Below are 15726 nucleotides of genomic sequence, written 5' to 3'. Positions count from 1 at the left end.
CACTGACCGAATAAGTATATACTTTTGGCTAGGAGAAAGCTCTATTTCTTCGTCCCCCTTTCTGCAATACGAATCTTTTTTAATAGTTCGTTTTCCGCCTTTAGTAAGGTAATTTGTGCTTCTAAACGAGCATTTTTCTCTTCTAAGGTAAGTTCCTTTTCTCTAAGACGTCCTGAGTTTTCAGTTCTAGTGTCAAGTAAACCGATTATCCCCTTATTCTTGTAAGCATTTTGCCATCTTTTGTTCGCGGAATAAATTCTGTCCATCCCCAAAACCTCTGGATCAAACCCACAATGTTCAAATATTTCTCTCGCAGCCTTTCCTTTCTCTCTTTCAGAAATAAAAATATGCTTAAATTCATCTGTATAAGTGATTCCTTTTGTACCAACTGCTTTAACATATTTATTAGTTGATAGCTGCTTGGTCTCTTTCTCTGTGAAAATCTTTTTACTCATTATTTTCCCGTCTCCATGTTATCTCTAGTTGTGTTTCTTAATTATACAAAAAAGTACCCTATTGGTAGACTTTTTTTTGGTGTCTACTTAATAGGGTACATTGTAATGAGAAATTGGGTTTTTTTTATATTGGAATTTTCTCTAATGCCGCATGATTAAAGTCCGTCTGGAAATGAATTTTCTGTGTTAGATATCCTTACATGTTTATAGAAATCAATTTTCCCTTACTATATACTTCATTAAAGAAGTTTACTCTAGTAATCATTAATAAAATTGCTCTCTAGGGTTCCGTTTAAAGAATCATCTTTAAAGCCTGGTCCGAGAGAGAGCGTACAGCTAGTTTTAGCTGTATACACGGAGGGAAAAAAGCCCGGGAGATTTTTTTATAAAAATTCCCCTGGGCTTTTTTCCTTTTCCTATTAACCTGGCAAAGGAGAATGAATGATGAGTGAAAATTTAGGACTTGTTAAATCACTAAAGCTGCCTCATGTTGTTTTTATGGGCCTCGCTTGGATGACACCAATGATTTATTTTACAATCTATGGTGTAGCTTATGAGGCTGCAGAAGGTAAAATGGCAGTTGCTTATATCGTTGCATTTCTGGCTATTTTCTTTACCGCCTACAGCTATAGCCGAATGGTAAAGGCTTACCCCATCGCTGGTTCTGCCTATACGTATACGAAGAATTCTATTCACCCGAAAGCCGGCTTTCTTGTCGGATGGGCCCTTCTCATCGATTATGTTTTTTCTCCTATTATCGCCATTTTAACGTTTGGGATTTTCATGAATACAGAATTCCCTGCCATTCCTACTTATGTTTGGATCATCATCATGAATATCGTACTTGCTGTTGTTAATATCCTGGGCATTAAATCTGCGGCGCGTATAAGCGGAATATCTGTTCTATTACAAATCGGGTTTATCTTTCTTTTTTGCATGTTGATCATAAAGGATATTCTAGCAGGCGAAGGAACAAGTTCCATCCTTACGTTAGCTCCATTCTTTGGTGAAGATGCAGCAATGGGCACTATTTTTTCAGGTGCTGCGCTGATATGCTTCTGTTTTCTCGGTTTTGATGCCGTTACGACCATGGCTGAAGAAACTGTTGATGCACAAAAAACAATACCTAAGGCTATTTTCCTCATTATTTTTATCGCAGCGATCATGTATATTTCGATCTCTTATCTGACACAAATCGCCTATCCGGATTTTACTTTTGTTAATGCTGATAATGCCGCCTACAGCCTTGTTCGATTGATTGGAGGAAATCTGTTAAGTTCATTGTTTATCATGGTGTTAATAGTTGCGACTTTTACACAAGGTCTTTCTTCAGTAACAAGTGTGAGCCGTTTTCTTTATGCACTAGGACGTGAATCCATTCTTCCCAAAAAATTATTTACATCCCTGCATCCAAAATACAAAACACCGGTTTCAAATATTATATTCATTGCTGTAATTTCACTTTCAGCTGTTTTTATTAGTCTGGATTCAGCTGTATTATTTGTAAGCTTCGGTGCATTAACCGCTTTTATATTCGTCAATCTTTCTGTTATTGCACATTTCTATATCAAACTAAAAAAACGCTCACCAAAAGAAACATTTTTATATCTTGTTTTTCCGCTAGTCGGTGCCACTTTTATCGGATGGCTTTTAACATTGCTTGACTTAGCTACACTTAAATTCGGTGTGAGCTGGATAATGATCGGTTTTGTTTACTTGTTTATAAAGAAATGGTCGAAAGCAAAAGAACGGAAATTTGCCATCTCAACACTTAAGCGAATCCAATCGGAAAAAAAGTATGTGAGATAATCTGACATGTTTGTTGTTCTTTAATACAGCTTTCCGTTATATTAGGTACATCAAATCGAAACTAATAAAGGTTTCCACATTAGGTTGGAAACAAAAAGCTTTCTAGGGTTCCGTTTAAAGAATTATCTTTAAAGACTGGTCCGAGAGAGAGCGTACAGCCATTACGGTTGTATACACGGAAGGATAAAAGCCTGGGAGATTTATTTCTCTCAGGCTTTTATCCTTTTTTATTCCAAAAGGAGGAAAATCATAATGAATGGCATTAATACCACGATCGTATCAAAAATGATTTCGCCGGGAGGAAAGTGGTCTTCCCGCATAAAAAGAGGGAAACAAATCACATTTACTGCAATGGAAGATGGTGCGAATGTATCGCTGCTTCTCTATAACGCAGATGATACAGCTGAACGATATAATATGCCAGATACATTAAAGGCTCAATATACAGCCTATTTGACAAAAGGAAATGTCCTATTGAGCGATAACGGTCGTGTTCTTGCAAGTATCACAGAAGACTCGATTGGCTGGCATGATACGATCTCCGGATACTGCACCCGCCAGCAAATCGATCAAAAGTATGGAGAAACGACTTACCAAGAACTGAGAAATGACTGGTATCAAAATGGTGAAGGAAATCTAATCGTTGAGCTGTTCCGCAATGGATTAACAACAAGTGATTTATCACCTGTCGTGAATTTGTTTTCCAAAGTGTCCTGCGATGATGAAGGCAACACGCAATTTGTCCAAGGACACACTAAAAAAGGGGATAAGGTTACACTTCGAACGGAAATGGATGTCCTTCTCGTTTTATCCAATACACCAAATCCACTCGACACAAACAAAACGTACACAACTGCACCAATTGAAATAACAATTACAGATGCCGAACCTGTTAAAGAAGACGATGTTTGCTTAAATCATCGCCCAGAAAACCGAAGGGCCTTTGAAAATACTTGGGAATACTTACTTCTTTCTAAAGGAGGAATTCAATAATGGCTGTTTTAAATTATGTCGAAAGCGAACGTAAAGTGGAAGAAGCAATTTATTATAAAAAATTAATGGCTGGAAACGGCTGGCTATATACTTTAGAACCGGGCCAGGTGTTTCGAATCGTGGATTTAGAAGGAAACCAAGCGGCAGACACCCTCTTTTTTGATGCGGATCAGCCTACTGACCATTACAGTGCAGTGAACACGATTCAGTGTCAGCAAAACATTTATTTATCAACGGGGTCTGTGCTTATTGCAGAATCAGGGAAAGAACTAGTGAGAATTATTGCTGATACTTGCGGACGCCACGATACACTCGGTGGTTCCTGCTCTGCACAGAGCAACACAGTTCGGTATTCACATGATACGCTGCCAATGCATAACTGCCGCGACACATATATGCTTCAGTTAGCCAAATATGGTGAAAGCTTCACAAAAAGGGATCTTGCCCCAAATGTCAATTTTTTCATGAATGTCCCCGTTACACCCGAAGGAGATTTGAAATTTACTGATGGTGTTTCAGCACCTGGACATTACGTGGAAATGCAGGCAATCAGCCGGACAAAGGTATTAATCAGCAACTGTCCGCAGCTGAACAATCCTTGCAACGCATTTAATCCAACACCAATTCAATTATTGATCTGGGATAAATAGAACAGGGGAGTGAAGAACATGTTGAAGAAAGTACTAATAGCAAATCGCGGCGCAATTGCCACCCGAATCGAAAAAACTTTACGACGGATAGGAATCCAATCCGTTGCTGTCTATACGAAAGCAGATCAGGATAGTCTGCATGTGGACTTGGCGGATGAAGCTGTTTTAATCGGTGAAGGTGCTGCCAAAGAAAGTTATTTAAATGCTGATCTTATTCTAAAAACTGCTATCGATACAGGAGCAGATGCCATTCATCCTGGATATGGATTTCTAAGTGAAAATGCGGACTTTGCGCGTGCCTGCCGTAAACACGGCATTAGGTTTATCGGTCCAGCACCTGAACAAATTGAAATGTTCGGCTTAAAGCATTCAGCACGTGAAATGGCTGAAAAAGCGAATGTCCCGCTTTTACCGGGTACATCGCTGATTAACGATGTCAATATAGCCCTAAAAGAGGCAGAACGGATTGGTTATCCGATTATGTTAAAAAGTACAGCTGGCGGAGGGGGCATCGGCATGCGTATCTGCCTGGATAAAGTTTCACTACGTCAAGCATTCGATACTGTTAGCCGCCTGGCAGAAACCAACTTTAACAACGGCGGTGTTTTTTTAGAAAAATACATTCAGAAGGCACGCCATGTTGAAGTTCAAATATTTGGTAATGGATTTGGTGAAGTTGCAGCACTAGGAGAACGCGATTGTTCCATTCAACGACGCAATCAAAAAGTTCTTGAAGAAAGTCCAGCACCGCTTCTTTCTCCTTCTGTACGGGAAAATATGTTGGCAGCGGCAAAACGGTTGGCACTTGAGGCTGGCTATCGTAGCGCCGGTACAGTTGAATTTTTATATGATCCAGAAACAGAGAATTTCTACTTTCTTGAAGTGAATACACGCCTTCAAGTTGAACATGGTGTGACTGAAGAAGTGCTGGGTATTGATTTGGTTGAGTGGATGGTGCTTGAAGCGACAGGGGAATTGCGTGGGCTGGATACCTTATATTCATCGCCAAAAGGGCATAGTATTCAGGCACGGATTTATGCAGAGGACTGCTTAAATGACTTTCGCCCAAGTGGCGGGCAAATTGACCAAGTCCGTTTCCCGGAAGGAGCCCGGATTGAAACATGGGTGCGAGATGGAATCAACGTCACTTCTTTTTACGATCCAATGTTGGCAAAAATAATCGTTCATGCGGAAACAAGAGAGGAGGCAATTGACCTCTTAAGTATAGCCCTTGAAGAAACGAGATTATATGGAGTGACAACAAATCTACAATATTTACACGCTCTTTTACAGGAAGAGGATTGTAATTCAGGCCATGTGCATACGCAAATGTTGGAACATTTTACGCCGGATGAAAGGGCGATTGAAGTACTTGATGGCGGCATTCAGACAACTGTACAGGACTGGCCCGGCCGTATCGGTCATTGGAATGTTGGTGTACCTCCTTGCGGACCAATGGATCCTTTCGCATTCCGTATTGGCAACAAATTATTAGGAAATGATGATCAGGCTTCAGGTCTTGAATTAACCCTTCGGGGCGGGTCCTATCGTTTCCGGGTAGACATGTCCATTTGCCTGACTGGTGCTGATATGGAAGCGAAACTTGATGAAAAAGAAGTATCAATGTATAGCGTGATTAATGTAAAACGTGGTCAAGTATTATCATTCGGTGAAGCTTTACAGGGCATGCGTACGTATTTATTGGTAGCCGGTGGATTGGATATGCCGCTTTACCTAGGCAGCTCCTCAACCTTTACACTTGGAGGTTTCGGCGGACACGGCGGACGTGCGCTACGAACAGGCGATGTGTTAAGGGTTAACTCAAGTTCTGCACCTGAACAGCTGGAACTCCCTTTTGAACTTCGGCCTCCATTAACAAAGGAATGGACGATCGGTGTGATTTTAGGTCCTCATTGTACAGAGGAATACTTAATGCCTGATTATCTTGATCAATTAACAGACACAAGTTGGGAAGTGCATTTTAACAGTTCACGGACAGGAGTTCGTTTAATAGGACCAGCGCCGCATTGGGCACGTGAAGATGGAGGGGAAGCGGGTCTGCATCCATCCAATATTCACGATAACGCCTATGCAATTGGAACCCTGGATTTAACCGGCGATATGCCTATCCTGCTCGGTCCGGATGGTCCGAGTCTTGGCGGTTTCGTTTGTCCAGTCACGACCGCTTCCGCTGAATTTTGGAAAATCGGCCAGCTTCATGCCGGCGATCGCATTACTTTTCAGCTGTTAACAATAGAAGAAGCAAATGTACTTCGTCAGACACAGGAGCAATTTTTAGGTGCCATTGGTAAAAATCATGTGGAAACAATGCTTCCTTTTCTACCTGAAAAAACAGACTCGTTTTTACCAGGCTATCCAGTTCTTGTTCAAGGAACAGACCGCCGTTTTCCATTGACGATTCGTGCCGATGGTGACGAAAATATCCTGATTGAATACGGTGAAATGGAACTTGATCTTTTGCTCCGATTTCAAGTGCATGCATTAATGGAAGCCATACAGTCCCGTGATGATATCCCGGTGATTGATTTAACGCCAGGCATCCGTTCTTTACAAGTTCATATCGATGCGACAAAAATGTCGATCGTTTCACTTTGTGAAATAATTGAATCGATTGATAGCACGCTGCCTCCGCTTGAAGAAATGGAAGTACCATCACGTATTGTCCGTCTTCCACTTTCGTGGGATGACCCTGCTACACAGCTGGCCATTGATCGTTATCAAAAAAATGTCCGTCCAGATGCGCCATGGTGTCCAAGCAACTTGGAATTTATCCGCCGTGTTAATGGATTGAATGAGATTGATGAGGTGCAAAAAGTGGTCTTTGATGCCAATTATTTAGTTCTTGGTCTAGGTGATGTCTACCTCGGCGCACCTGTTGCAACGCCTATCGATCCGCGGCACCGTTTAGTTACGACAAAATACAATCCAGCCAGAACATGGACGCCGGAAAATGCAGTGGGCATAGGTGGGGCTTATATGTGTGTATACGGAATAGAAGGACCAGGTGGATATCAATTTGTCGGTCGAACGGTTCAAATGTGGAACCGTCTGCGTATAACGAAAAGTTTTACCGAAGGGAAACCATGGCTACTTCGCTTCTTTGATCAAATACAATTTTATCCAGTTGGTGCAGATGAACTTCTCGACATGCGAGACGGATTTTTACGCGGCCAGTTTGAAGTCGATATTATTGAAACGACCTTCAAACTAAGTGATTATCTAGCTTTCTTAAGTTCAATAACTGAAAGCGCGGATGCTTTCCGGGAAACACAGCAGTCTGCCTTCCATGAGGAGCGTGTAAGATGGCGTGAATTGGGACTTGACGAATTTGTTTCAGAACAAGAAGTGAATGAAACGCAAGAGGAAGTATTACCGCCAGGTGCTGAAGCTATACGCTGCACAATGCCAGGCAGCGTATGGAAAGTCCTTGTCTCACCAGGCGAAGAAGTGAAGAAAGGCGATACACTCATAATAGAAGAAAGCATGAAGATGGAGTTTCAACAATTGGCTCCAAGTGATGGATTCATTCATTCTGTCCATGTAGTGCCAGGTGAAGAAGTTCATGCCGGTCAATTGATTGTTTCTATGACAAATGAAAAGCGAGGTGCTTCCAATGATGAACATACCGGAAATGTTGTCCATTCCTAAACTGAGGGAAAGATATCAGTCTAGGGATTTAACACCAGAAGCACTTATTCAAGAGATTGTAGATCGGGCAATCGCAGACAAAGAATATAACGTTTGGATTACTCCGCCTACGATGAAGTTGATTCAACCGTATTTAGATCATTTAAAACAAATGGATCTAGAGCAAAAGCCGCTCTGGGGCATCCCGTTTGCGATTAAAGATAATATTGATCTTGCGGGTGTTCCTACTACAGCCGGATGTGCTGCGTTTAAATACATTCCGGATGAACATGCCACAGTTGTTAAGCGTCTAATTGAGGCTGGTGCCATTCCGATAGGTAAAGCAAATCTTGACCAGTTTGCAACGGGTCTTGTTGGAACAAGAAGTCCTTATGGAGAAACTAAAAATGCGCTGAACCCTGAATTAATTAGCGGCGGTTCAAGCGCAGGCTCTGCTGTTTCCGTTGCACGCGGTCTGTCAGCATTTGCACTTGGCACTGATACAGCGGGATCTGGTCGTGTTCCGGCAGCATTAAACCGTCTCGTAGGATACAAACCAAGCTTAGGGGCATGGCCTATCAATGGTCTTGTACCGGCCTGCGCCAGCTTGGATTGTATCAATGTCTTTGCTAATAGTCTATCAGATGCTTTGCTTGTCGATGAAGTAGTCCGTGGGTTTGAAGACTCTGATCCATGGTCAAAGCTGATCAAGCGCCGTTCAAATGCGCTTCCCGAAAAAATTTGTCTCATACAAGAACCTCCTGCTTTTTACGGACCGTTTGCACAGGAGTACAAACAGGCATGGGAAGCGGCTGTTATCAAAATTGAAAACTTGGGTATTCCAATTGAGTACATCGATGGAAACTATCTAGCTGAAGCTGCTGCCATTCTATATGACGGACCATGGGTGGCAGAACGCTGGGCAGAATTGGGTGAATTTATTACGACACATGAGAATGCGGCTTTTCCTGTGACAGAAACGGTACTACGTTCCGGAGCTAAACCGGAGTATGATGCATCTTCCCTTTTTAAAGCGATACACAAGCTTCGGAAGTTTACACAAAAAGCCCGTCAGCAGTTAAAAAATGCGGTATTGATCATGCCGACATCCGGCGGGACATGGACGCGGGAGGAGGTGCGTAAAAATCCAATTGAAACAAACAGTCTTATGGGGCTGTATACCAATCATTGCAATCTATTGGACCTTAGTGCTGTAGCGGTTCCAGCAGAAGATGCTACAGAAAATCTGCCATTTGGGATTACCTTATTTTCAAGCAGTGAAAATGAGAATCTTATTTGCGGCCTTGCGGATTTGTTTTTACATCAAAGGAGTTCTTTTAAAAAGAAGGAAACTGTTTTCGTAGGAGTATGCGGACTTCATATGCGTGGATTTTCCCTTGAAAAACAAATGATTGAACATGGTGCAGTGTTTATTCGTGAAGCGAAAACAGCTCCTGAGTACAAAATGATCCAATTACCCACCGAACCTCCTAAACCTGGATTAATTCATTCAAATGAACGAGGTACATCCATTGAAGTGGAGGTGTGGGAAATTCCACTTACCGAGTTCGGGTCTTTTGTAGAACGTATCCCTTCGCCACTTGGAGTTGGAAAGATTAAATTGGAAGACGGCTCTGAAATATCAGGATTTATCTGTGAAGCGAGTGCTGCCGAAACAGCAGAAGACATTTCACAATACGGAGGCTGGCGTTATGCCTTTTCCGTTTAAAATAAAGGGTCTAAATTCATGAGCATTAGGCTGATTCGGCCTTAACAGAAGGTTGGTTATATAGCATCGGAAAAATATGAAGATGGATTCACGAGTGTAAGAATGTATTAGGCATAAATGTACGGAGCTACCTATGGGTTATCATTTTGTGAAAAAAGGCAATGTTGGATTTAATATTAAGAATTGAATTCTAGTAAATAAGAAAATTATTCCTTTGACAATCTCATGAAACTCCTTTATATTTAGCTAGTACTTTAGTGCTTAAAAGCGTTTCAGTAATTGTGAGGAGTTAAAAGGTCCGATCCTTACCTCAGAGAATATACAACATTGAAAGCGGGGAAATACATCATGCGTCTTGAAGATGCAAAGCTAAAACTCTCCTTACTTGAAGCAATTGGGGTTTTGGCCATTCTTTTCTTAATTATTGCAACTGGTATCATTCATTATGGACTTGCCCCCCATATTCCAATTATAGCGGCACTCCTTTTTCTATTTGTTTATGGAAAGTTCAAGAAGCTGCCATTTTCGATTATGGAGGCGGCTATCGTCAAAGGTGCAGGCACTGGTATGGGAGCCATCTATATATTCTTTTTCATTGGAATGTTAATTTCGATCTGGATGGCAAGCGGGACTATCCCTACCATCATGTTCTATGGGTTTGACTGGATTTCTGGTGAATATTTCTATGCAATCACATTTCTGGTGTGTTCGCTAATTGGGCTATGTATCGGGAGTTCACTTACAACATCTGCCACAATCGGCGTTGCTTTGATAGGGATGGCGGCGGCGATGGATTTATCGTTGGCGATTACAGCCGGTGCAATCATTTCCGGTGCATTTCTTGGAGATAAAATGTCTCCATTATCCGACTCTACCAATCTTGCATCGGGAACGGTTGGAGCACCATTATTTGAACATATTAATAATATGCTTTGGACTACGATTCCAGGTTTTTTCATATCGCTTATCATCTTTTTCTTCCTTTCACCGAATGCCAAAGTTGCTCGCGTTGAGGAAATCGAAGCCATGACCAAGGCCCTGGAAATGGAAACGAATATAAGCATATGGAGTTTGATTCCGTTTGTTATCGTTCTAATCATGGCTTTGAAAAAGGTGTCAGCGATTCCGACATTGTCAGCAGGAATCATTTCGGCGGCTGTCATTGCTTTCATACAAACCCCAAGTTTGACGGTTGCAAAAATAGCGGATATCTTATACGGCGGTTTTGTACTGAAGAGTGGAATGGAACAACTTGACTCAATCCTATCGCGGGGCGGAATTGAAAGTATGATGTTCTCCGTTTCGATGGTGTTGTTGGCATTGGCGATGGGCGGACTATTGTTTGAATTGGGAGTCATTCCTTCTATTTTAAATGCAATCCAGGATTCATTGACGAGTGTAGCGAAAGTGATTTCCGCTACTGTATTTGCAGGAATCAGCGTGAATTTCCTTGTGGGTGAACAGTATTTGTCAGTTATACTGCCTGGGAAAGCCTTTCAGCAGAGATATGAAGATTTAGGCTTGCAGCCCAAAACGCTTGCGAGGGTGCTTGAAGATGCGGGAACAGTTGTGAATCCTCTGGTTCCATGGGGTGTCTGCGGTGTATTCCTGACACAGGTATTGGGTGTTTCAACCCTTGAATATGCTCCATTTGCATTTTTCTGCCTACTTTGTCCTTTGCTTAGCCTGATTTCTGGCTTTACTAAAATCGGTATCCATTATAAATGAAAAAACAGGCGGTCGGATTCGACTGCCTGTTTTTTATGAGAACTTCCATAACCTTACAGAGAAGGGGAACCCCTGACATGAACAGAAATGCCAGGGGTATTTGATCGTTTATTTTGAAGACGCGATCTCATCTTTTGGGATGGATACGACTTTTTCTTTCTGTTCAAGTAAATTCATTCGCATGACGACATTTTGGAATATGCCCATTGAAAGCATGAGCAGCAGTAAGGAAGATCCTCCATAACTGATGAATGGAAGGGTGATCCCTGTAATTGGGATAAGTCCGGTCACTCCGCCGACGTTGATACCGACTTGAATGCCGATCATGGATGAGATGCCGATCAATAAAAGACTTCCAAATGGATCTTTGCATTTGGCTGAAAGTACAAATCCCCTCAGGACGACAAAACCTAGTGTCAATAGAACGAATCCCACTCCGAATATCCCGAGCTCTTCTGCAATGACGGCCATGATGAAATCAGTATGTGATTCAGGCAGATACCCGTATTTTTGTACACTGTCACCAAGTCCCACTCCAGTAAGGCCGCCGGAACCTATGGCGAATAAGGAATTCACGAGTTGATACCCGCTTTCTCCTGCCTTTCCGAAAGGGTCTGCAAACCCGGTAAAACGAGACATCTTATTTTCAGTAAGAACGGCTGAGAAATTTCCTGTCACGAGTACCCCCAATGCAAATATGGCAACGAATATCGCAGTGATTAAAGAGAGTTTGAATATACTCTTAAAAGACATACCGGATGAAATGATCATGGTACTTGAAATCAGGAAAATGACCGCTGCCGTTCCATAGTCAGGTTGTATTCCGATTAAAAAGCAGATGAATACCAGAAAGAAAATCGGCGGGATGACGGCTTTATCAATACTATTGATTCGATCCTGCCTTTTTCCGTAAATGGCTGCCAGATAAATGATTATGGCTAACTTGGAAAATTCCGCAGGTTGTATCGATGCTGTCCCTAACTTGAACCAGCTTGTGGCATTTCCTGCTGTATGGCCGAAGATAAAGAGCAGCAAAAGGATACCGGCCATTCCAAACATCATAGACATCAAGAACATTTTGTTTTTGTACATCTTATAAGGAAGAATCATCGTGACGATCATTGCCGCGAATGAAATGAGAAAGGCCGTTTTTTGTTTCTCAAAGAAGTAATCCATGGGCCAGCCGTATCGAGCGACTGCAGTGATCATGCTCGAACTGTAAATCATGACTAAACCAAACAAACAGAGTAATACGACAGCGATGAAAATAGGGAAGTCGTATGCTTTAATTATTCTTTTCACTTGTGCGCTCACCTCAAATATGTATGCGCGAAAAAATCGCCTTCTTATATAGTAACGGAAAATCGGTTATATAGATAATAATTTTTATTCGATAGTATGAATTTATCCTCCATTACCCAGTATTAAACACTAAAACCGATAAACTTGTCTGCCGGATTATCAGAATTTCGATTCTTATTATACTTACCTTCGATAACAAACGTGAATATTCCTTTTAATAACGAAAAAATTTTACTATATATTCCATTTTGAAGTGCTAACATGTCTGGGAGATTACTAGTTAATGGTATTTGCGTTGAGGATGGATTTCATGGAGCTTCACCAATTGAGTTGTAAAACGTGATGTGATGCAGTGGATACTGTGAATACACCGATTAAGTGGCAGGGAATCGGTCAGGAACCTTATGAAGAGAGGGAACCGGTTGTGAAGTTGGTTCCAAGCGATTATATTATACAGGCTGCTGCGTCTCTGGCATTATATAAAGAGGGTTCAGGGGAAGAATTTCCGTACGTTTAGTGAAGTATATGAACATATAACTGTTCAAGAAAAGTGCTCAGGCGCTCTTATCAATTCTTTTGGCAACCTAATTTCATTTGAAAAGGGCGTTTTGACATCAGTGCAGCCGAGAAGTTTTGCTGCATTTCAGAGGAGGGGTTCCTCCTCGGTCGATCTTTATTAAAGCATAAAAATGATATGGAGTAACGATAAAATAAGATAAAGCAAGGGGAGTAGTTATGGAAGAAATACATGACAAGTTGGAAGTGTTTTCTCCGGCAACAGGTGAGAAGATTGCGGAAATCGTCCCAACACCATTGAAGTCGATTCCTCATATATATATGAAATCAAGACATGCGTTCCAATCATGGTCGAATCTTCCCATCAAGGAACGGCTGCACTATTTAAAACGGCTCCGTTTATTGATGGTTGAAAGGATGGATGAAATAGCAGAAGTCATTTCAAAAGATGCGGGAAAAGTGAAAATTGAAGCGCTGGTTGCTGACATCATGCCAACGATCGATGCAATCAAGCATATCGAGAAACATGCAGTGAAATCTCTTTCCGGACGGAAGGTCACCACTCCACTCATGTTAATTGGTAAAAAATCTTATGTCCATTATATGCCCCGTGGAACGATTCTCGTCATTTCACCATGGAATTATCCGCTGCAGCTTTCCATGGTTCCCATTCTTAATGCCCTAGCGGCTGGAAATACTGTCATCGCCAAACCATCAGAGGTAACTCCTTTAGTTGGGGTGTGCATCGAAAATCTGTTTCTTGAAGCTGGTTTCCCAGAAGGAACTATACAGTTTGCCCATGGAGGGAAAGAATTGGGTGCGGCATTAACTGAGCAAAAACCAGATTATATATTTTTTACTGGATCTGTAAGGACCGGAAAAATGATTGGTGAGGTTGCAGCAAGAGACCTGATCCCAACGACTTTGGAGCTTGGCGGTAAGGATCCGATGATCGTTCTGCGTGATGCTAACCTGGAACGGGCTGTGAACGGGGCTCTTTGGGGGGCTTTCACAAATAGTGGGCAGGTGTGCATGAGTGTTGAAAGGGTTTATGTGGAACGTCCTGTTTATAAGGAATTCCTAATGCTTCTTAAAGAAAAAACGAAGTCCATGAGGCAGGGGGTGCAATCGCAGGATGATATCGGTTCAATGACTTTCCCTAAACAAGTGGATATTGTGGCTGACCAACTGGAGGATGCACTGAATAAAGGGGCCGTACTTGAAACCGGAACACCTCCGAAAGAGTGGAAAACGGGGCAGACCCATTTCATTCCGCCGACGATTCTTTCCAATGTCGATCATTCCATGAAAATCATGAAAGAAGAAACGTTCGGACCCGTGTTGCCTGTTGTGCCTTTCGATACGGAGGAAGACGTGATCGCCCTGGCAAATGAAAGTGAATATGGACTCAATTCCAGCGTTTGGACGATGGATAGGGAAAAAGCAAGTCGGATTGCGTCACGGTTAGTAACCGGTGCGGTGACGATCAATGATGTGCTGATTACGGTTGCTAATCATCATTTACCATTTGGCGGTGCCAAACAAAGTGGGGTTGGCCGCTATCATGGCGAGCATGGATTGAAGATTTTCTGCCATGAAAAGGCGATCATGATCGATAAAGGTAAAAACGATACAGAAATACAATGGTATCCATATGAAGGGAAATACACGAGTTTTTTATCGCTGTTTCAGAACTATTTTTCTGCCAAACCGAACTGGATTCGTTTCGGCAAAGAATATTTATCGTTGTTAAAATTATCCAAAAGGAACAGAAAATGAGATCCATTTATAAAAAAAGATTGTTATTTTCATAACGAGCGCGTATACTATTAATATACTTAATAACTGATTTTCCTTTTCAAAGGGGAGTAGCGTTAGGGTTCGCCCTAAAACAAAGTCGTCATTACGTGAATGTTAAACATTCATCGGCTTTGTTGACATGATTTCATGTTCAGCAAGACCTTTGCCTATACGGCAGAGGTCTTTTTATTTTGCCAATGCCAATAGGAAGGAAATACTACTATTGGAGGTTGAATGGATGGAAGCATCAATGTTATTGGAATATGGCTGGGTCCTTCTTATCTTGGTTGGATTAGAAGGGATACTGGCTGCAGATAATGCAGTCGTCATGGCTGTCATGGTTAAGCATTTGCCAAAAGAACAACAGCGGAAAGCCTTGTTTTATGGTCTGATGGGAGCTTTTGTTTTCCGTTTTGCCAGTCTATTCCTTATTTCCTTTCTTGTCGAGGTGTGGCAAGTTCAAGCAATCGGTGCGATTTATCTACTTTTCATCGCTTTTCAGCACATTTACAAAAAATACGCTGGTAAAGGTGAGAAGGAAATCACGAAGCCTAAAAAGCAATCCGGTTTCTGGATGACCGTGGTAAAGGTTGAAGCGGCTGATATCGCTTTCGCTATCGATTCCATGTTGGCTGCCGTCGCACTGGCTGTTACACTTCCTGCAACAGGCTGGATGAAAGTCGGCGGTATTGACGGAGGGCAATTCGCTGTCATGTTCCTCGGCGGTATGATCGGGTTGATCATTATGCGATTTGCAGCAAATGCATTCGTTAAGCTGCTTCATCGGCGTCCTTCACTTGAAACGGCAGCATTTTTGATTGTGGGTTGGGTTGGCGTGAAATTGGCGGTACACACACTTGCACACCCTTCACTTGCTTTCATTGATCATCATTTCCCTGAATCAACGCTTTGGAAATCGATTTTCTGGACTGTATTGATTGGAATTGCAGCAGGTGCATGGATCATTTCAAGCAAAAAAGAAAAAAAAGAGAAAGAAGAGAAAAAAATACAGGAAGCATAAAAAAACAGGCGTGCCGGTCACGCCTACAGTTTGTAGACAAAAGGGGTTCGGAATTAAAAAATTCTGAACCCCTTT

Annotated in this window: 10 protein-coding genes, 1 pseudogene and 2 riboswitches; of the genes and pseudogenes, 9 read left to right on the top strand and 2 right to left on the bottom strand. The window is 42.0% G+C overall.

Annotated features, from left to right (window positions below):
• Positions 1–455, bottom strand: a pseudogene (locus ADA55_RS25755) (HTH domain-containing protein); the annotation flags it as partial.
• A 269-nt stretch (positions 456–724) separates the two neighbouring features.
• A riboswitch (guanidine-I (ykkC/yxkD leader) is annotated at positions 725–834 on the top strand.
• A gap of 65 nt (positions 835–899) precedes the next feature.
• Here ADA55_RS25755 and ADA55_RS25750 point away from each other — a divergent pair.
• The 6 genes from ADA55_RS25750 (at position 900) to nhaC (ending at position 11012) form a co-directional block, all read left to right on the top strand.
• On the top strand, positions 900–2264 hold the full coding sequence (locus tag ADA55_RS25750; RefSeq protein ID WP_082162919.1) for an APC family permease: 1365 nt from the start codon (positions 900–902) through the stop codon (positions 2262–2264).
• 91 nt (positions 2265–2355) lie between these two features.
• A riboswitch (guanidine-I (ykkC/yxkD leader) is annotated at positions 2356–2464 on the top strand.
• Between the two features lie 52 nt (positions 2465–2516).
• A complete protein-coding gene (locus ADA55_RS25745) occupies positions 2517–3257 on the top strand; it encodes an urea amidolyase associated protein UAAP1 (protein WP_048689122.1) in 741 nt (246 codons plus the stop codon).
• A complete protein-coding gene (locus ADA55_RS25740; RefSeq protein ID WP_048689119.1) occupies positions 3257–3907 on the top strand; it encodes an urea amidolyase associated protein UAAP2 in 651 nt (216 codons plus the stop codon). The genes ADA55_RS25745 and ADA55_RS25740 overlap by 1 nt, the downstream gene beginning before the upstream one ends.
• An 18-nt stretch (positions 3908–3925) precedes the next feature.
• Positions 3926–7576, top strand: coding sequence for an urea carboxylase (gene uca, locus ADA55_RS25735; RefSeq protein WP_048689116.1), 3651 nt, complete (start codon positions 3926–3928; stop codon positions 7574–7576).
• The gene (gene atzF / locus ADA55_RS25730; protein ID WP_048689113.1) at positions 7542–9284 is read left to right on the top strand and encodes an allophanate hydrolase; all 1743 of its coding nucleotides are present in this window, start codon (positions 7542–7544) and stop codon (positions 9282–9284) included. Before uca ends, atzF begins: the two co-directional genes overlap by 35 nt.
• A gap of 348 nt (positions 9285–9632) precedes the next feature.
• The gene (gene nhaC, locus ADA55_RS25725; protein WP_048689110.1) at positions 9633–11012 is read left to right on the top strand and encodes a Na+/H+ antiporter NhaC; all 1380 of its coding nucleotides are present in this window, start codon (positions 9633–9635) and stop codon (positions 11010–11012) included.
• 108 nt (positions 11013–11120) lie between these two features.
• Here nhaC and ADA55_RS25720 read toward each other — a convergent pair whose 3' ends face one another.
• Positions 11121–12314: an FtsW/RodA/SpoVE family cell cycle protein gene (locus ADA55_RS25720; protein WP_048689108.1), complete on the bottom strand. Its 1194-nt coding sequence runs from the start codon at positions 12312–12314 to the stop codon at positions 11121–11123.
• Positions 12315–12666: 352 nt separating this feature from the next.
• Here ADA55_RS25720 and ADA55_RS29730 point away from each other — a divergent pair, with 352 nt between their 5' ends.
• The 3 genes from ADA55_RS29730 to ADA55_RS25710 all read left to right on the top strand — a co-directional run bounded on the left by ADA55_RS29730 (position 12667) and on the right by ADA55_RS25710 (position 15651).
• Positions 12667–12831 (top strand): hypothetical protein, encoded by a 165-nt coding sequence (locus ADA55_RS29730; RefSeq protein ID WP_153246176.1) that lies wholly within the window; start codon positions 12667–12669, stop codon positions 12829–12831.
• A 218-nt stretch (positions 12832–13049) separates the two neighbouring features.
• On the top strand, positions 13050–14609 hold the full coding sequence (locus ADA55_RS25715) for an aldehyde dehydrogenase family protein (protein WP_053087470.1): 1560 nt from the start codon (positions 13050–13052) through the stop codon (positions 14607–14609).
• 259 nt (positions 14610–14868) lie between these two features.
• Positions 14869–15651 (top strand): TerC family protein, encoded by a 783-nt coding sequence (locus tag ADA55_RS25710; RefSeq protein ID WP_048689105.1) that lies wholly within the window; start codon positions 14869–14871, stop codon positions 15649–15651.
• The last annotated feature ends 75 nt before the right edge of the window (positions 15652–15726 follow it).

Origin of the sequence: Bacillus sp. 220_BSPC, assembly GCF_001054655.1 — a bacterium.
GTDB classification, from domain to species: Bacteria; Bacillota; Bacilli; order Bacillales; family DSM-1321; genus Peribacillus; species Peribacillus frigoritolerans.
This window is presented reverse-complemented; position numbering and strand designations above follow the sequence as displayed.

Excerpts from the sequence above, each read along its gene's own strand:
- ADA55_RS25745 (WP_048689122.1), top strand. The coding sequence starts at position 2,517 with ATGAATGGCATTAATACCACGATCGTATCAAAAATGATTTCGCCGGGA.
- atzF (WP_048689113.1), top strand. The coding sequence starts at position 7,542 with ATGATGAACATACCGGAAATGTTGTCCATTCCTAAACTGAGGGAAAGA.
- ADA55_RS25740 (WP_048689119.1), top strand. The coding sequence starts at position 3,257 with ATGGCTGTTTTAAATTATGTCGAAAGCGAACGTAAAGTGGAAGAAGCA.
- nhaC (WP_048689110.1), top strand. The coding sequence starts at position 9,633 with ATGCGTCTTGAAGATGCAAAGCTAAAACTCTCCTTACTTGAAGCAATT.
- ADA55_RS25750 (WP_082162919.1), top strand. The coding sequence starts at position 900 with ATGAGTGAAAATTTAGGACTTGTTAAATCACTAAAGCTGCCTCATGTT.
- ADA55_RS25715 (WP_053087470.1), top strand. The coding sequence starts at position 13,050 with ATGGAAGAAATACATGACAAGTTGGAAGTGTTTTCTCCGGCAACAGGT.
- uca (WP_048689116.1), top strand. The coding sequence starts at position 3,926 with ATGTTGAAGAAAGTACTAATAGCAAATCGCGGCGCAATTGCCACCCGA.
- ADA55_RS25710 (WP_048689105.1), top strand. The coding sequence starts at position 14,869 with ATGGAAGCATCAATGTTATTGGAATATGGCTGGGTCCTTCTTATCTTG.